At 34.7% G+C, this 18,208-nt stretch carries 14 protein-coding genes; 13 read left to right on the forward strand and 1 reads right to left on the reverse strand.

Annotated elements, in window-relative coordinates:
- The first annotated feature begins 9 nt into the window (after nt 1-9).
- From ACYSNW_RS04340 to ACYSNW_RS04380, 9 genes are all read left to right on the forward strand, one after another.
- Nucleotides 10-684, forward strand: coding sequence for an ABC transporter ATP-binding protein (locus ACYSNW_RS04340; protein WP_461743228.1), 675 nt, complete (start codon nt 10-12; stop codon nt 682-684).
- Complete coding sequence (locus ACYSNW_RS04345) at nt 677-2,224, forward strand: PASTA domain-containing protein (protein WP_461743229.1); 1,548 nt, start codon at nt 677-679, stop codon at nt 2,222-2,224. The genes ACYSNW_RS04340 and ACYSNW_RS04345 overlap by 8 nt, the downstream gene beginning before the upstream one ends.
- 342 nt (nt 2,225-2,566) lie before the next feature.
- Nucleotides 2,567-3,379: an isoprenyl transferase gene (locus tag ACYSNW_RS04350; protein WP_461743230.1), complete on the forward strand. Its 813-nt coding sequence runs from the start codon at nt 2,567-2,569 to the stop codon at nt 3,377-3,379.
- Nucleotides 3,376-4,176, forward strand: a complete 801-nt coding sequence (locus ACYSNW_RS04355) for a phosphatidate cytidylyltransferase (RefSeq protein WP_461743231.1) — start codon at nt 3,376-3,378, stop codon at nt 4,174-4,176. Before ACYSNW_RS04350 ends, ACYSNW_RS04355 begins: the two co-directional genes overlap by 4 nt.
- Nucleotides 4,177-4,399: 223 nt before the next feature.
- Nucleotides 4,400-5,557, forward strand: a complete 1,158-nt coding sequence (locus ACYSNW_RS04360) for a 1-deoxy-D-xylulose-5-phosphate reductoisomerase (RefSeq protein WP_461743232.1) — start codon at nt 4,400-4,402, stop codon at nt 5,555-5,557.
- The gene (gene rseP, locus ACYSNW_RS04365) at nt 5,557-6,825 is read left to right on the forward strand and encodes an RIP metalloprotease RseP (protein WP_461743233.1); all 1,269 of its coding nucleotides are present in this window, start codon (nt 5,557-5,559) and stop codon (nt 6,823-6,825) included. The genes ACYSNW_RS04360 and rseP overlap by 1 nt, the downstream gene beginning before the upstream one ends.
- Before the next feature lie 91 nt (nt 6,826-6,916).
- On the forward strand, nt 6,917-8,629 hold the full coding sequence (locus tag ACYSNW_RS04370) for a proline--tRNA ligase (RefSeq protein WP_461743234.1): 1,713 nt from the start codon (nt 6,917-6,919) through the stop codon (nt 8,627-8,629).
- Between the two features lie 168 nt (nt 8,630-8,797).
- Nucleotides 8,798-13,147, forward strand: a complete 4,350-nt coding sequence (locus tag ACYSNW_RS04375) for a PolC-type DNA polymerase III (protein WP_461743235.1) — start codon at nt 8,798-8,800, stop codon at nt 13,145-13,147.
- A 451-nt stretch (nt 13,148-13,598) separates the two neighbouring features.
- Entirely contained in the window at nt 13,599-14,423 is an 825-nt protein-coding gene (locus ACYSNW_RS04380; RefSeq protein WP_461743237.1) for an aldo/keto reductase, read from the forward strand.
- Between the two features lie 109 nt (nt 14,424-14,532).
- Here ACYSNW_RS04380 and gloA read toward each other — a convergent pair whose 3' ends face one another.
- A complete protein-coding gene (gene gloA, locus ACYSNW_RS04385; RefSeq protein WP_461743238.1) occupies nt 14,533-14,907 on the reverse strand; it encodes a lactoylglutathione lyase in 375 nt (124 codons plus the stop codon).
- A gap of 178 nt (nt 14,908-15,085) precedes the next feature.
- Between gloA and ACYSNW_RS04390 the strand changes: the two genes are divergently transcribed.
- The 4 genes from ACYSNW_RS04390 (at nt 15,086) to ACYSNW_RS04405 (ending at nt 18,156) form a co-directional block, all read left to right on the forward strand.
- A complete protein-coding gene (locus ACYSNW_RS04390) occupies nt 15,086-15,556 on the forward strand; it encodes an NUDIX hydrolase (protein WP_461743239.1) in 471 nt (156 codons plus the stop codon).
- Nucleotides 15,557-16,120: 564 nt separating this feature from the next.
- Nucleotides 16,121-16,585, forward strand: coding sequence for a PTS sugar transporter subunit IIA (locus ACYSNW_RS04395; protein WP_461743240.1), 465 nt, complete (start codon nt 16,121-16,123; stop codon nt 16,583-16,585).
- On the forward strand, nt 16,578-16,856 hold the full coding sequence (locus ACYSNW_RS04400) for a PTS sugar transporter subunit IIB (RefSeq protein ID WP_461743241.1): 279 nt from the start codon (nt 16,578-16,580) through the stop codon (nt 16,854-16,856). Before ACYSNW_RS04395 ends, ACYSNW_RS04400 begins: the two co-directional genes overlap by 8 nt.
- A gap of 40 nt (nt 16,857-16,896) precedes the next feature.
- Nucleotides 16,897-18,156, forward strand: coding sequence for a PTS ascorbate transporter subunit IIC (locus tag ACYSNW_RS04405; protein ID WP_461743242.1), 1,260 nt, complete (start codon nt 16,897-16,899; stop codon nt 18,154-18,156).
- Nucleotides 18,157-18,208: the final 52 nt, after the last annotated feature.

Below are 18,208 nucleotides of genomic sequence, written 5' to 3' on the forward strand. Positions count from 1 at the left end.
GAAAATGAAATGGCAATTTTAGAAACAAAAAAACTGAGTTATTTTTATCAAGATGGCGATCGTCGCCGCTTCATTTTAAAAGACACGAATATTTCTTTTGATTTAGGGAAATTTTATACAATTTTAGGACAATCTGGCTCTGGTAAAACGACTTTTCTATCTTTGATTAGTGCTTTGGATACGCCAAAAGAAGGTAAAATACTGTTGAATGGAAAAGATATCAAGCAGATTGGTTATGAAAAATATCGCAGAAATGATATCAGTATTATTTTTCAAAGTTATAATCTAGTTCCTTACTTAACTGCGTTGGAAAATGTTTTAGTAGCAATGTCAATAACCGATAATAAATTACCGAGTGATCAAAAAGAGGTCGCCTATAATTTGTTGGATTATATTGGCATTACTAAAGAAAAAGCCAATCGTTTAGTGAATCAACTTTCTGGTGGAGAACAACAACGAGTAGCTATCGCAAGAGCTTTAGCAACAAATGTTGATATTATTTTAGCCGATGAACCTACAGGGAATTTGGACGAAGATATGGAACAAGAGATTGTTGATATTTTTAAAAAATTAGCTGAGCAGCATAATAAATGTGTAATTGTAGTTACTCACTCAAATGATATTGCGGATCAATCTGATGAAGCTTACTATCTTAAAAAAGGTGTGTTGAAAAAGCATGAGTGATTTCTTATCTAATTTTAGTGGTGACAACTATGAAAAAACTAGGCAAGAAAAGAGTTTAACAAAAGAATCGAATAAGAAAAAATCAGAAAATAAACCGCGAAAAAACACAGCTAATAACGAAAAATTGAACGATGAATCGAAAGAAAGAGCAGTTCCAATTGGGCCAAGTAATAATATTGTGACTGAAGAACGAAAAGCTAATGAGGAACCAGAGTTCGTAGAGCAAACGAAAACAGAACGAAAAGCGAGAGAAGAAATATATTCAAAAAGAAAAAAAAAATTCGCTGTAGCCCAACCCCAACAAGTCAGTCAATCTCAACCTGATTTTATAGAGCAGAATTCTGAAGAACTGATTGAAACAGATACGACATATCAGAAAAAGAAACGACGGAAATTAATAATTATTATTATTTTAACCCTTTTAGCGGTAGCCGGTTTAGCGTATTTTTATTATGAATATACACATGTGAAAGTGCCAAATTTTGAAGGCAAAGAACTATCTGAAGTACGTATTTGGTCTACTGAAAATGGTGTAGAACTTAAAGTTGAACAAAAATATAATTTTGACGAACCAGTCAATGAAGTTTTTAGTCAAAATATTAAAAATAAGAAGATGAAAAAAGGCAATGAACTCAAGGTTGATGCTAGTTTGGGACCAAATCCTGATGATGAGCTGCCATTACCAGATTTTAAAACGATGAAATTGCAAGAAGCTCAGAGTTGGATTAAGGAAGAAAAAGCAGATAATTTGACGATTATTGAAGAGTACAGCGATAAAATTCCTGCGGGGGATTATTCTAAATTTGAAATGGTCACTAAAGACGTAAAACCAGAAGCCTATAAAAGAAAAGATAAAGCCAAACTTTATTATTCTAAAGGAAAAGAGACTTATGAAAAGAATATTTCTATGTCAGATTTTATTGGTAAAACAAAAGAAGAGGCTGTGGAGTGGGCAAAGAAAAATGAATTGACCTTGAAAGTAGATGAATCTGATTCGGATACTGTTGAAGCTGGCAAAGTTATCTCTCAAAGTGTTCCTAAGGAAACGATGGTTGCTAAAAAAGAGAGCTTTACCATTAATGTATCAAAAGGCAAAGCTATTTTAATGCCAGACTTTTCTCAAATTGCTCAAGAAGAAGTCCAAACAAGGGCGCCAGAAATAAGTGCCCAACCAAAACAAATCTATAGTGATACCGTTCCATATGGTCATTTTATCAGTCAATCTGTTGAAGCTGGGCAAAAATTTGTCGCTAAAGAAGAGAAACCAGTGGTGGAAGTGACCTATTCTGCAGGGAAACCATATATGAAGGATTTACGTGATAGTACTTTAGAAGGAGATCTTCAAAAAATTTTTTATGAAGAGTACCAATCAAAAGGGGCAAACATTACCTATCAAGTTTATTACTTAGATTCTTCAGTCACTAAAGGAACGGTGATTAAAATGAGTAATTTTAACGAATTTGTTCCCACAACTTGTGTGATTCAAATAGGTATAAGTAAAGGGAATTTATCTCCAGATACTAATAAAACTTCTGATTAAACACTTTTTGAAGATGAATTAAAAAAAGTAACAATATTTTTCATCCTCATTCTAAAATGGAATCAAGGATTTTGATTGATTACTCTCGGAACAAAAGTTTTTCTTTAAAAAATAAGTCGAATTTCTTACGATGGAACACTTTTTTAGAAATTTGCTCTTATTTTATCAAGAAAATACTTTTGTTCTGTTTTTTATTCCATATAGACTGAAATAAAAAGGCCTAAAACGAGAAAACCATGATGAAATTCTTAATAAATCTGAAAAAAAACGCCATTTGCATAGGTTTTTCTAAAACTTATTGTTATAATAGGCTAGATAGATTTTTTGATTGGAGGAGGAAAGATGTTACGTTTTTTTCCACAGAAAAATAAGTATGTACAAGAAGAAAGCTCATTTACTTTTAATAAATCGGGAGAAATTCCCAAACATGTAGCGATAATTATGGATGGAAATGGTCGTTGGGCTCAAAACCGACGTTTACCACGCATCGCGGGGCATAAAGAAGGAATGAATACTGTAAAAAAAATTACAAAGCATGCAAGCCATATTGGTGTTAAGGTTTTGACTTTATATGCTTTTTCAACTGAAAATTGGAAAAGACCTTCTGAGGAAGTAAATTTTCTGATGCAATTACCAGTTGATTTTTTTGATACGTTTGTTCCTGAATTGATTAAGGAAAATGTTAAGGTAAATGTAATGGGCTATAAAGAATTTTTACCCGAACACACCCAAGATGCGGTGAAAAGAGCCATCGAACAAACCGAAGGAAATACTGGAATGGTGTTGAATTTTGCTTTAAATTATGGTTCACGTGCCGAAATTGTTACTGCTGTTCAAGGAATAGCGACAAATGTGGCTAACCAAAATATTTCGATTGAAGATATTGACGAAAAAATGATTTCAGACCATTTGATGACTGGATTCTTAGCAGAGGAATTAAGAGATCCAGAGCTGTTGATTCGAACAAGTGGGGAAGAACGAATTAGTAATTTTTTACTTTGGCAAATTGCCTACAGTGAATTTTTCTTTACAGAAGCACTTTGGCCAGATTTTGATGATAACTTATTAGAAATTGCAATCGCATCTTTTCAAAATCGAAACCGTCGTTTTGGTGGTTTGAAAATGACTGAAGAGATTAAGGAGGAGAAAGAATGAGGCAACGAATAATTACTGCAGCTATTGCATTGGTGCTTTTTATCCCAATTGTATGGTATGGCGGTATTGTAGTCGAATTGGCAACTGCGATTTTGGCAGTTATTGGAATTTATGAATTATTTAGAATGAAAGGACTTGAAATCACAAGTTTTGAGGGAGTACTTTCAGCGCTTGGTGCGGTCTTTTTAGTATTACCAAAAAATCAATGGTTTTTCTTTTTACCAGATAAAACGGATAACTTTATTCTTTTTTATTTGACAGTAATGATTCTCTTAGGTGGTTTAGTGGCTTCTAAGAATACCTATACGATTTCTCAAGCTGGTTTTCCTGTGATCACCAGTTTATATGTTGGTGTTGGTTTTCAAAATTTCGTGAGCGCACGAAATGCTGGTTTAGAAATTCTTGTGTACGGCTTATTAGTTGTTTGGTCAACAGATATTGGCGCTTATTTTATTGGTAAACAATATGGTAAACGAAAATTGATGCCTGAAGTTTCACCAAATAAGACGATTGAAGGCTCAATCGGAGGAATTTTGTGTGCAGTTGTTGTTGCTTTTGTCTATTTATTTTTCGTATCTAAACGATTTGTTTTTGCCTATGATTTACCTATTTTATTAGTCATGACGGTAGTCTTTTCAATTGTCGGTCAATTTGGTGATTTAGTTGAGTCTTCAATTAAACGACATTATGATGTAAAAGATTCTGGTACTATTTTACCAGGTCATGGCGGTATTTTAGATCGATTTGATAGTTTGCTTTTTGTTTTTCCAATCATGCATTTATTTGGATTATTCTAAATTTTAACTAAGAGAGGAAGGGAATAAGAAGCTGTATCAAACAATCAAAATAAAATAGCTGATAAGATACTCAAATTAATTGGTCACTTGCTTACAAAGTTGAAATTAATTGATTTTTTGAGTGCTTAAAATAGACCGAACGATTCCGAAAAAAGAGTTGCTTTCGGAACGTTCGGTCTATTTGTGAGGTTAGGATATTTGTGATATAGCATCTTTTTTATTTATGAAAAATATTGCCTTATTAGGTGCTTCTGGTTCTATTGGCGCAAGTACGGTAGATGTTGTACTTGCTCATTCAGAACGCTTTAAAATCGTTTCTATGACATTTAATAGTAATAAAGAAAAAGGAGTTGAGTTGATAAAAAAAATAAGACCTAGTTATGTTGGGGTCGGTTCTGAAGAACTAAAAGCGGAACTAGCCATTCAATTTCCTGAAATTCAATTTGGCGTTGGAGAAACAGGCTTGATCGAAGCGAGCATACTTCCAGAAGTGGATGTTGTCTTGACCGCTGTAAGTGGTAGTATTGGTTTAGCACCAACGTTAAAAGCAATCGAGGCAAAGAAGGACATCGCTCTAGCAAATAAAGAAACATTAGTCATGGCTGGTAAATGGGTGATGGAGGCTGCCCAAAAAAATAACGTACAAATTTTACCTGTTGATAGCGAACATTCAGCGATTTTTCAGTGTCTACAAGGACAGAGACAGAAAGATCTTAAAGAAATAGTGATTACTGCATCTGGAGGAAGTTTTAGAGATTTGACCCGTGAAGAATTGAAACAGGTTACTTTAGACCAGGCGTTAAAACACCCAAACTGGTCTATGGGACAAAAAATAACGATTGATTCTTCAACTATGATGAACAAAGGCTTAGAGGTTATTGAAGCCCATTGGTTATTTGGGGTAGAGTATGATAGAATAAAAGTTGTTTTACATAAAGAAAGCATCGTTCATTCAATGATTGTGTTAGCTGATGGTGCCTATTTGGCTCAATTAGGACCTAGTGACATGCGGGAACCGATTCAATATGCTTTAACTTATCCTAAACGTATGCCAATCAAAAATGAAAAGACATTTGATCTAACTACTATTGGACAGTTAAATTTTGAACCAATGGATTTGGTTCGTTTTCCGATGTTAGCCTTAGCTTTTCAAGTAGGTAAAAAAGGCGGTGCGTACCCGACTGTCTACAATGCGGCCAATGAAATTGCAGCTGCAGCGTTTATTGCAGGAAAAATAAGTTATCTTCAAATCGAATTTTTTGTCGAAAAAGCCGTGAATGAGTATAACGAATCACATGAAGTTTCATTAGATGAAGTGATTATGATCGATAAAGAGACTAGAATCAAAGTCGTGAAATGGATAGAGAAAGAAGGGGAATAATGAAAACAATTATTACATTTATTATTGTATTTGGCATACTGGTTTTAGTTCATGAATTTGGACATTACTTTTTTGCTAAACGCTCTGGTATTTTGGTACGAGAATTTGCTATTGGAATGGGACCGAAGATATTCGCTCACCAAGGCAAGGACGGGACGGCTTATACGATTCGAATTTTACCAATCGGTGGGTATGTAAGAATGGCTGGTGCGGGAGAAGATGAGACGGAACTACCACCTGGGATGACGTTATCTGTTGAATTGAATGATCAAAATGAAGTGGTAAAAATAAATACCAGTAAAAAAGTTCAGTTAACTAACAGTATCCCGATGGAAGTTTTGGATTCAGACCTTGAAAAAGAGTTATTTATTAAAGGATATGTCAATGGGAATGAGACAGAAGAAACTACCTATAAAGTAAATCATGATGCAACAATCATCGAATCTGACGGAACGGAAGTTCGAATCGCACCCATCGATGTACAGTTTCAATCTGCGAAAGTTTGGCAACGTATTTTAACTAATTTTGCTGGACCGATGAACAATTTTATTTTATCATTTGTTTTGTTTACTGTTTTTATGTTTATGCAAGGTGGAGCAACCTATACAAATACGAATGAGATTGGCAAAGTACAACCGGATAGTGCGGCTGAAAAAGCTGGGTTGCAAAGTAATGATCATATTGTTTCAATTGATGGTGAAAAGATTCATGATTGGGATGATTTTACTTCGATTGTGCAGAAGAATCCTGGTAAAGAGTTAAAATTTGAAGTAGAGCGTTCAGGTAAAACAGAACAAGTGAACGTTGTCCCTGAGAAAAAGAAATCTGGCGACCAAGAAATCGGTATAATCGGTGTTGCTAGACCAATGAAAACAGGCTTTTTCGATAAAGTAACGGGTGGCTTAAAAGAAACAGTTAGTAGTTCGATGCAAATTTTTAAAGCATTAGGCTCGCTAGTGACTGGCTTTAGCTTAAATAAATTAGGCGGTCCAGTGATGATGTTCCAGCTTTCTGCAGAGGCATCTCAAGAAGGGATCAAAACAGTCATTTTATTAATGGCTATGTTGTCCGTTAACTTAGGAATTATCAATTTATTGCCAATTCCTGCATTAGATGGTGGAAAGATTGTTTTAAATATTTTCGAAGGAGTCAGAGGAAAACCTTTGAGTCAAGAAAAAGAGGGCATTATTACCCTTATTGGTTTTGGACTGATTATGCTATTAATGGTCTTAGTTACTTGGAATGATATTCAACGATTTTTCTTTTAAATCAAATTAAAAATAAGGTTGTTTGATGAATTGAACTTTGGGGGATTTTTGTCACGTAACTTTTATAGATAGTACGCAAAGGAGAGTTTTAATGAAACAGTCAAAAATGTTAATTCCCACTTTAAGAGAGGTACCGAATGATGCGGAAGTTATCAGCCATCAAATGTTATTACGAGCTGGATACATTCGCCAAGTCTCAGCAGGAATTTATAGTTATTTACCTTTAGCTAATCGTGTATTAGAAAAATTGAAAAAAATCATGCGTGAAGAATTTGAAAAAATCGATGCAGTTGAAATGTTGATGCCAATGTTACTACCTGCAGAATTGTGGAAAGAATCTGGTCGATATGAAACTTATGGTCCTAATTTGTATCGTTTAAAAGATCGTAATGGTCGTGACTATATTCTTGGCCCTACACACGAAGAAACGTTTACTGAATTGATTCGTGATGAAGTAAATTCATATAAGCGACTACCATTAAATCTATTCCAGATTCAAACTAAATACCGTGATGAAAAACGTCCTCGTTTTGGCTTGTTAAGAGGAAGAGAATTTATCATGAAAGATGGCTACTCTTTCCATTCAAGTGATGAAAGTTTAGATGAGACATACAAAGATTATGAAAAAGCGTACAGTAATATTTTTGACCGTTGTGGCTTAGATTTCCTAGCTATCATTGGAGATGGTGGTGCAATGGGCGGAAAAGACTCGAAAGAATTTATGGCAATTTCAGCGATTGGTGAAGACACGATTTGTTATTCAACTGAAAGTGATTATGCAGCGAATTTAGAAATGGCAACAAGTCTTTATACAGCTAAAAAATCTCATGAAACGCAATTAGAGATTGAAAAAGTAGCAACACCAAATGTAGCTTCTATTGCTGAAGTAGCAGAATTTTTGGCTATTGAACCACAAAAAATTATCAAATCAATTTTATTTATTGCGGATGAAGAACCTGTGTTGGTTTTAGTTCGTGGTGATCATGAAGTAAATACAGTCAAATTAAAAAATAAATTAGGTGTGGACTTCTTAGAAGAAGCTACAGATGAAGAAGCTAAAAAATATATTGGTGCTGATTTCGGATCTATTGGACCTGTAAATTTACCAGAAGAAGTTAAATTATATGCGGATGTTCATGTCCAAGATTTGGCGAATGCAGTAGCTGGTGCAAATGAAACTGGCTTCCACTTAATTAATATTAATCCAGAACGTGATTTTACTGCGATTTCTTATGAAGATTTACGCTTTGTTCAAGAGGGAGATCCGTCTCCTGATGGTAACGGTGTTTTGACTTTTACAAAAGGAATCGAAATTGGTCATATTTTTAAACTTGGAACGCGTTATAGCGAATCGATGAACGCAACTGTTTTAGATGAAAATGGTCGTGAAAAATTAGTAACAATGGGTTGCTATGGGATTGGTGTCAGCCGTTTATTGTCTGCAATTGTTGAACAAAATGCGGATGAAAATGGCATTAACTGGCCAGCTGGAATTGCTCCATTTGATTTGCACATTGTTCAAATGAATGTCAAAGATGATTATCAAACTAAGTTATCGTTGGAAGTTGAGGAAATGATGACTGCTTCTGGCTATGAAGTTTTAGTTGATGATCGCAACGAACGAGCAGGTGTGAAATTTGCTGATGCTGATTTGATTGGTTGTCCTGTTAGAATAACCGTTGGGAAAAAAGCTGTCGATGGCGTCGTAGAAGTAAAAATTAAACGTACGGGTGAAATGGTCGAGGTACGTAAAGAAGAATTACAAAGTACCCTATCTATTTTATTGAATGCGGATAAAGAATAATAAGCGTTTATCATAAAGTTTTGGTCTGTCTGAAAACGAGTCATTGCTATAGTTTTCAGACAGACCTCAGATTGTATTTCAAGCAAAATAATAGTATACTTATTAATGTTGGGCACTGGACAGAAATGTCTGAGGGCCTTTTTCTAATTAAGTAAGGAGGTTCAATTTATGGCTGAAAACAAGCAAGAATTATTTGCGAAACTGATTGATCAAATTCAGTTAGATGGAAATGAACGTGAGCATCCATTGATCAAGCAAGGAAGCATTGAAAAAGTAGTCGTTCATCAACAAAGCCGTGTGTGGGAATTTCATTTAGAATTCTCTGAAATTTTACCTGTCATGCTCTATCAATCTTTTATGCAACGGTTAGTTTTAGCTTTTAGCGAAATTGCGAGTGTTACTGTTAGCATATCAACCAATACAAAAGAATTTACATCAGAACAATTAGCTCAATATTGGCAACTAGCACTGTTAAGTAACCAATGTGATACGCCTCTTGTTCAACGAGTGATGAAGACTCAAGTCCCTATTTTAGAGGATAAAAAAGTCATTTTACCTGTTGATAATGATGCAGTCATCCCGTATCTTAAACAACAGTATTTACCGATAATCGAAAAATTATTTATGGACTATGGTTTTCCAAAATTTCATATTGAACCAAGAATGGACGAGCAACAAGCGAAAAAAGTTCTGGAACAATTTGAAGAACGTAAGTTAGAACAAGCAGCAGCTTTCCAACAACAAGCGGCAGATTCTCTTGTTAAATTGGAACAAAAGAAAAAGGAAAAACAGCAAAATCCTGTGATAGATGGTCCAGTTCGATTAGGTCGTAATATTCCAAATGATGAACCAATCATGCCAATGGCGAATATTCTTGAAGAAGAACGCCGTGTAACAATCGAGGGTTTTATTTTTGATAAAGAAGTTCGTGAACTTCGATCTAAGCGAAAAATTTTGATTTTAAAAATAACTGATTATACTTCATCTTTTATTGTTAAGAAATTTTCTAATGGTGAAAAAGATGAACAAATTTTTGATGCCATTCAAAGTAAAAGTTGGGTTCGTGTGCGTGGGAGTGTTCAAGAAGATACCTTTATGCGTGATTTAGTTATGAATTGTCAGGATTTAGCTGAAGTGAAACATGCGCCTAGGAAAGACTATGCACCAGAAGATGATAAACGAGTAGAATTACATTTGCATAGTAATATGAGTACAATGGATGCGACAAATAATGTGGCTGATTTTGTAACACAAGCTGGTAAATGGGGTCATAAGGCAATCGCAATCACAGATCATGCTGGCGCGCAAGCTTTTCCAGATGCGCATAGTGCAGGGAAGAAAGCCGGCGTTAAAATTCTTTATGGAATTGAAGCAAATATTGTCGATGATGGAGTCCCAATTGCCTACAATGAAGCTCATATTGAATTAACAGATGCAACCTATGTTGTATTTGACGTGGAAACGACGGGGTTATCAGCTGTTTATGATACCATTATTGAACTAGCTGCTGTAAAAATGCATAAAGGGAATATTATTGAAACGTTTGAACAATTTATTGATCCAGGACATCCTTTATCCCAAACCACGATTAATCTTACTGGAATCACAGATGAAATGGTTAGAGGATCAAAATCAGAAGAAGAAGTATTAACTATGTTTAAAGAGTTTTCAAAAGGAACAATTTTAGTTGCGCATAATGCTTCATTTGATATGGGATTCTTAAATACAAGTTATGAAAAATATGGAATTCCTGAAGCAGATAATCCCGTAATTGATACACTAGAGCTTTCAAGATTTTTACATCCTACATTTAAAAGTCATCGTCTAAATACGTTATCCAAAAAGTTTGGTGTCAACTTAGAACAGCATCACCGTGCGATTTATGATTCAGAATCAACTGGCCATTTGTGCTGGATTTTTTTAAAGGATGCTAAAGAAAATCACAATATGCATTATCATGATGAATTGAATCTACATATTGGTGAAGGAGATTCCTATAAACGAGCGCGTCCTTTTCATGCAACGATTTTAGCGACAACCCAAGCGGGATTGAAAAATTTATTTAAATTAATTTCAATGTCTAATGTTAATTATTTTTTCAGAATTCCAAGAATTCCTCGCTCACAGTTAAGTAAACTAAGAGAAGGCCTAATTGTAGGTTCTGCCTGCTCAAGTGGAGAAATTTTTGAAGCTATGATGCAAAAAGGGGTTGAAGAAGCGAAGAATCGCGCTAAATTCTATGATTATATCGAAGTAATGCCAAAGGCAGTTTATGCACCGTTACTTGAACAAGAATTAGTCAAAAGTGAACAAGATTTAGAAGAAATTATTCGAAATTTAGTTCAAATCGGTACTGAATTAGATAAACCAGTTGTGGCAACAGGAAATGTTCATTATCTAAATGAAGAAGATCGCGTGTATCGTAAAATTTTAGTTGGCTCGATGGGAGGGGCGAATCCATTAAATCGCCACAGCTTACCTTTAGTTCATTTTAGAACGACGGATGAGATGTTGACTGCTTTTCAATTTTTGGGTGAAGAAGTTGCTCATAAGATTGTGGTAGAAAATACCAATGCAATTGCTGATATGTGTGACGAAATCACTCCGGTTAAAGATGATTTATATACACCGAAAATTTCAGGTTCCGAAGACGAAATTCGCAATTTGAGTTATGATCGTGCCAAAGAATTATATGGAAGTCCACTACCCGATATTGTTGAAAAAAGACTAAAAAAAGAATTAGACAGTATTATTGGAAATGGGTTTTCAGTAATCTACTTAATTTCACAAAAATTAGTGCATAAAAGTATGGAAGATGGTTATTTAGTGGGATCGCGTGGTTCAGTTGGCTCAAGTTTCGTGGCTACAATGACTGGGATTACAGAAGTAAATCCTTTAGCTCCACATTATTACTGTCCAAATTGTCAATACTCAGAGTTTTTCGAGGATGGTTCTTATGGTTCTGGATTTGATATGCCAGAAAAAAAATGTCCAAATTGTGATCATCGCCTATTTAAGGATGGTCATGATATTCCTTTTGAAACGTTCTTAGGGTTTCATGGTGATAAGGTACCCGATATTGATTTGAACTTTTCTGGAGATTATCAAGCAGAAGCTCATAACTATACGAAAGTATTATTTGGAGAAGAATATGTTTATCGAGCAGGAACAATTGGTACGGTAGCAGATAAAACGGCGTATGGTTTTGTTAAGGGATATGAACGAGATCACAATTTGAATTTTCGCGCTGCTGAAATCGACCGTTTAGCTAAAGGTTCTACTGGTGTAAAACGAACAACGGGGCAACATCCAGGTGGAATTATTGTTATCCCTGATTATATGGATGTCTATGATTTTACACCGATTCAGTATCCTGCGGATGATCAAGAATCAGAATGGAAGACGACCCACTTTGATTTCCATTCAATCCATGATAATATTTTAAAACTTGATATACTTGGACATGATGATCCGACTGTAATTCGGATGCTACAAGACTTATCTGGAATTGATCCTAAGACAATCCCGACCGATGATTCTGAAATGATGCGGATTTTTGCTGGACCAGAAGTATTGGGCGTAACTCCTGAACAAATTTATTCAAAAACGGGAACATTGGGAATTCCGGAATTTGGGACTCGTTTTGTTCGTGGAATGTTAGAAGAGACGCATCCATCAACGTTTGCTGAATTATTGCAAATTTCAGGACTATCACATGGAACGGATGTATGGTTAGGCAATGCAGAAGAATTGATCCGACGTGGTGAAGCAAATCTGGCAGAAGTAATTGGTTGTCGGGATGATATTATGGTTTATTTGATTCATGCTGGTTTGGATAGTGGGATGGCCTTTAAGATTATGGAGACCGTGCGTAAAGGCTTATGGAATAAAATTCCAGACGATTTACGTGAAACCTATTTAACAGCGATGAAAGAAAATAATGTACCTGATTGGTATATCGATTCATGTTCTAAAATCAAATATATGTTCCCGAAAGCACATGCGGCAGCGTATGTATTGATGGCTCTGCGGGTTGCCTATTTTAAAGTTTATTTCCCAATCCTTTATTATTGTGCCTATTTCTCAGTTCGTGCAGATGATTTTGATTTGGTTGCGATGTCTCAAGGCAAAGAGGCAGTTAAGGCTCGCATGAAAGAAATTCAAGATAAAGGTTTAGAGGCTTCTACAAAAGAGAAAAATCTTTTAACCGTTTTGGAATTGGCTAATGAAATGATTGAGCGAGGGTATAAATTCGGTATGATTGATTTATATAAATCTGATGCTGAAAATTTTGTTATTGAAGGGAATACCTTAATCGCACCTTTTAGAGCGGTTCCCAGTCTAGGCTTAAACGTGGCTAAATCAATTGTTGAAGCTAGAAAAGAGCCATTTTTATCTAAAGAAGATCTTGCTAGTCGAGGGAAGGTCTCTAAAACATTGATTGAATATATGACTGAAAATAGTGTGTTAAAAGATTTACCTGATGAAAATCAATTATCTTTATTTGATATGTTGTGATTAAATAAAATTTAAAAAAATATAGTGAAAATAATTAATTAAACGTGGTTGAGGCAGGAGTTTTTATTTCCTGCCTCACTATTTGTTTTTTTTGAAATGGTGGATGAGACAAAAGTAAAAACCACTTTTGTTTTATCTTTTAAAACTGAACAAACGGTGGTGCAAAAGTAGCTCTTTCGGAAATAAGCCGAAATTTACCAAAAATTTGAAGAACAATTTTCGGAAATTCCTTCTTATTTCTCAGAGCTAACCACTTTTGTCCCAACCTCTTTTATCTCAGTTATGTTTTAAATAGAAGCAATGGTTACCATACTGATACTAATTCAAGGGTAGTCTAAGAGCTAGTAATTTTTTATATTTTTTATTTTTTTAATACTTTAAATTTTCTTCTTAATCTTCATCGTAGTATAATAATCAATAAGGAAGATTGAGTTTGAAAGGGGATTATTGTATGGTACTAAAAAGCAATAAGGAATTATCTAATGGAACCCAAATTCCACGCCTTGGTCTGGGTGTTTGGAAAGTAGAAGATGGAGATGAGGTTGTTTCATCTGTTAAATGGGCATTAGAAGCTGGATATCGGTTAATTGATACTGCTGCAGTTTATAAAAATGAAGCGGGAGTGGGTGAAGGAATTCGTCAATCTGGAATCCCACGTGAAGAAATTTATATTACGACTAAGTTATGGAATTCTGATCAAGGATATGAATCAACGCTAAAAGCATTTGATGAAAGTTTACGTAAATTAGGATTAGATTATGTTGATTTGTATTTGATTCATTGGCCTGTCGGTGGTAAATTTGAAGAGTCTTGGAAAGCAATGGAAGAGATTTATGAGAGCGGTAGAGCTAAGGCGATAGGTGTATCTAATTTTCATGAACACCATATCAATGATTTACTAAAAGAGGCAAAAGTAGTACCTATGGTGGATCAAATCGAATTACATCCTAGCTTGACTCAAGAACCCTTACGTGATTTTTTGAAAGAAAAAAATATTGCGGTTGAAGCGTGGTCTCCTCTAGGGCAAGGAAAGCTTTTGGAACATCCGGTCCTTGTTGAACTTGGTGAAAAGTACGGTAAAACATCTGCCCAAGTCATTATTCGTTGGCATCTTCAAAATGATACAATAGTTATTCCAAAATCAACGCATAAAGAGAGAATAGATGAAAATTTTGATGTCTTTGATTTTGAGTTATCCGAAGAAGATATGACTAAAATCAACGAACTAAATAAAAATGAACGCTTTGGTTCCAACCCAGATAAATTTGATTTTTAGTAGACTCTAAAGTAGATAATCCTCTGAATGATTTTACGGATGATTTCCGTTTAAAAACGTTCAGAGGATTTTTTATACTGATTATTTGGTTTTATAGAATTATCGACTCTTATCTTGCTCTAATCACTTCAACCTTATAACCATCTGGGTCAGTAATAAAATAGTAAGATGGAGGTGTACCTGGTAACCCCTTCATATCTGTTACATTAAAACCAGCTGCTTCTTGTTCTTTATGCAAGCCTTCGATGTCATCAGAACTGATAGCAATATGTCCATAGCCATCTCCTAAATTATATGCTTCATGGTCATAATTATAAGTTAATTCTAGCTCATAACTATCTCCAGGAAGTGTCAAATAAACTAAGGTAAATTTATTTTCTGGAAAATCACGACGACGACTTTCTTCAAAATGAAAAGCTTTTTGATAAAAATCTAAAGATGCTTCTAAATCTTTTACACGGACACAAGTGTGAGCCATTTTCATTTGGATCAACTTCCTTTCTTTTCCTCATTTAAAATCTAAACTCAAATAGTCTAGTGAATGAGGTATGACTTTATAGTAGCATAGATGAAAATAAAATTGTGAATAAAATGATAAGATCAAACTTGTTTATGAGGAATTTCTCATGTAAAATTAGTTTAAATGAAAAGGAGTTGTTTGCGTGGAGAAACCAACATTTGGAGAAAAATTAGAAAATGTTACCTATAAAAAAAGAATAGGTGCCTATATTATCGTAAGTAGAGACGATGGACAACAGATTATTTTAGTTCAAGCACCAAACGGATCTTATTTTTTACCTAGTGGGGAGATAGAAGCAGGGGAAACGAAAGAAGCAGCAATTGATCGAGAAATGCTAGAAGAACTAGGAGTAGAAGTTGTTATCGGTCGTTATTTAGGCCAAGCGAATGAGTTTTTCCATTCAAGACATCGCAGTACAGATTATTTTAATCCAGGCTATTTTTATGTAGCAGATGATTGGAAGCAAGTAGGAGATCCTTTGGAAAAGACCAATCAATTGCATTGGGTAACGGTAGATGCAGGAATTGAGTTATTAAAAAGAGGTAGTCACAAATGGGCAGTCAAAGAGTGGAAAAAATATCTTTCGCTAGGACGGAAAAATAAAATTAAGTGAGAAAACTAACCAATTTTTGTTTCGTTTTTATAGAAAAAAAGTACGAAGATTTGATTGTTTTATTTTGGTTGATTAATAAATATAATGAATAAAATTAAGTCGTAACTAGGGAGTGTCTGAAAACGATTGAGGAATTCGAATTTTTTGGAAATTCAGCTGAGACTCATTGTCATAAGCGGGGCTTTATGATCATGAATTCTAGCTGAATTACAAAAATATTCGCCACTATCGTTTTCAAATCCTTTCTAAAGTTAGGCTTTTTTTGTTTGTCTTCGATTTCAGCGAGCTGTAAATTTCGACTTATTTCCTAAGGCGCTGCTTTTATCCCACCCACAACATGGAAGATGCTACACATATGAGACTTAAACATTAATCAGAAAAATGATACATTTACTTTTTATAGTGAGTGACTAGTTAATTCATTTTTCAGAACACTTTTTGTTTAAGCTCTATACAAAAGTAGGAATCAAATTAGATTGAAAACCCTTACTAAAACACTTATATTGAAATTGTGATCGAAAACAACAAGTCGTACGCTTGGAAAAAAAGAAGAGGTGTTGCATATTGTTAAGCGAAATGATAAAAAAAGAATTTATTCAACTAAGTGTTGAAGCTGATAATTGGGAAGATGCGATTAGAAAATCTGCAGAACCTTTATTAGAAGACGGCAAAGTTACAGAAGAATATATTAATAAAATTATTGAAACAACAAAAACAACTGGGCCCTATATGGTTGTGACTAAACATGTAGCTTTACCACATGCACCCTCTCAATATGGAGCGCTAGATTTAGCGATGGGCATCACTATATTGAAAGAGCCGGTACTATCAGGAAATGAAGTGAATGATCCTGTTAAATATTTATTTTGTATGAGTGCCAAAGACAGTCAAACACATTTAGATTCGATGGCTGAATTGGTCGAATTATTAAGTAATCCAGAATTTTATGATCTTCTAGATCATGCAAAGGATGCGAATGAAATATTAGCGTATATTCAAACAAAAGAAGGAGCAGATAATTATGCATAAAGCACTAGTAGCCTGTAGAGCAGGAGTTGGTTCAAGTTTAATGTTGAAAATAAAAACGGAGCAAGTAGTTAAAGAAAATGGATTTCCTATTCAAATCGAACATTCGTCGTTGGATGCAGTTCCAGGATTTGATGGTGACTTACTAATTACCTTGTCAGATGTAGCTAAGGAACTAGAAAGTAAAGGATTGACTCAAACAATTATTGGCATCAATAATATTGTTGATAAAGAAGAGATAAAAAATAAATTAAGTGATTTTTTAAATAGTTAAGAACTGAAGAAGTGATTATGTGACAAAGGAGATGAATTGAGTGGATTTTATTATTAGTTTTTTAAGTACACCAGCAATTTTACTTGGGATTGTTGCGTTTGTAGGTTTGGTAGCACAAAAGAAAACAGGAACAGAGGTATTGACTGGAACCTTTAAAACAATTATTGGTTTTATGGTTTTTAGTGCTGGTGGTGGTTTAATGACGGGTGCCTTACAAAACTTTAATAAACTATTTCAAACTGGCTTTAATATTGTAGGCGTTGTGGCATCACCAGAAGCTGCAACAGCCCTAGCACAAGAAAAATATGCGTTAGTAACCTCTTGTACATTGATTCTAGGATTTTTAATGAACTTAGTTTTTGCAAGAATTACACCGATGAAAAATATATTTTTTACAACTGGGCATAGTTTATTCTTTGCATGCGTGTTGTCGTTGATTATTAAATCACATGGACTATCTGATGTAGCAGCTATTATTTTGGGTGGAACGATTTTAGGATTTTGTTCAGCTGCCTTACCACAATTATGTCAACCGTTTATGCGTAAAATCATTGGAAGTGATGATGTAGCAATCGGTCATTTTAATATGATTGGCTATTCATTATCTGGTTATATCGGGAAATTATTTAGTAAATACGAAGACAAAAACACTGAGGATATTAACTTTCCTAAATGGCTTTCTTTCTTTAGAGATTTTCTAATGGGTGTAGCTGTTATAATGTTAATTCTCTTTTATGTATCTGCATTAAAAGCGGGGCGTGCAGTAACTGAAGAACTTGCTGGTTCAACACACTGGTTAGTTTTCCCGATGATTCAAGCCTTTACCTTTACGGCTGGTATGTCCATTTTAATGACAGGTGTTCGAATGTTCTTAGCGGAAATTACGGCTGCTTTTGTTTCGATATCAGAAAAATTTATTCCGAATTCTCGTCCTGCCTTAGACGTTCCGACAGTATTTCCATATGCACCAACTGCCGTTATTGTTGGTTTTATATCCGCTTATGCAGCAGGCTTGGTTGGTGTAGCTGTGATGGTGATTTTTAAATTTCCAGTAGTCATTATTCCAGCGGCTCATATCTGTTTCTTTTCAGGAGGAACAGCAGGGGTGTTTGGAAATTCAACAGGTGGTTGGCGTGGAGCCGTTGCTGGATCATTCGTTGTGGGCTTGTTGTTAGCATTTTTGCCAACCATTTTATATCCAGTTTATGGAAGTATGGGATTAGAAGGATCTACTTTCCCAAATATTGATTATAATGTCATTGGCATACTACTAGAAAAAATATTAAGTCTTTTCTCTTAATATATTTGCTAAAAAGGTGAGTCAGATAGTTGAAATCAAAATATTTGAGTTA

This window comes from Enterococcus sp. LJL99, assembly GCF_054871725.1.

Coding starts and splice junctions, on each gene's coding strand:
- ACYSNW_RS04340 (WP_461743228.1), top strand. CDS start 10: ATGGCAATTTTAGAAACAAAAAAACTGAGTTATTTTTATCAAGATGGC.
- ACYSNW_RS04345 (WP_461743229.1), top strand. CDS start 677: ATGAGTGATTTCTTATCTAATTTTAGTGGTGACAACTATGAAAAAACT.
- ACYSNW_RS04350 (WP_461743230.1), top strand. CDS start 2,567: ATGTTACGTTTTTTTCCACAGAAAAATAAGTATGTACAAGAAGAAAGC.
- ACYSNW_RS04355 (WP_461743231.1), top strand. CDS start 3,376: ATGAGGCAACGAATAATTACTGCAGCTATTGCATTGGTGCTTTTTATC.
- ACYSNW_RS04360 (WP_461743232.1), top strand. CDS start 4,400: ATGAAAAATATTGCCTTATTAGGTGCTTCTGGTTCTATTGGCGCAAGT.
- rseP (WP_461743233.1), top strand. CDS start 5,557: ATGAAAACAATTATTACATTTATTATTGTATTTGGCATACTGGTTTTA.
- ACYSNW_RS04370 (WP_461743234.1), top strand. CDS start 6,917: ATGAAACAGTCAAAAATGTTAATTCCCACTTTAAGAGAGGTACCGAAT.
- ACYSNW_RS04375 (WP_461743235.1), top strand. CDS start 8,798: ATGGCTGAAAACAAGCAAGAATTATTTGCGAAACTGATTGATCAAATT.
- ACYSNW_RS04380 (WP_461743237.1), top strand. CDS start 13,599: ATGGTACTAAAAAGCAATAAGGAATTATCTAATGGAACCCAAATTCCA.
- gloA (WP_461743238.1), bottom strand. CDS start 14,907: ATGAAAATGGCTCACACTTGTGTCCGTGTAAAAGATTTAGAAGCATCT.
- ACYSNW_RS04400 (WP_461743241.1), top strand. CDS start 16,578: ATGCATAAAGCACTAGTAGCCTGTAGAGCAGGAGTTGGTTCAAGTTTA.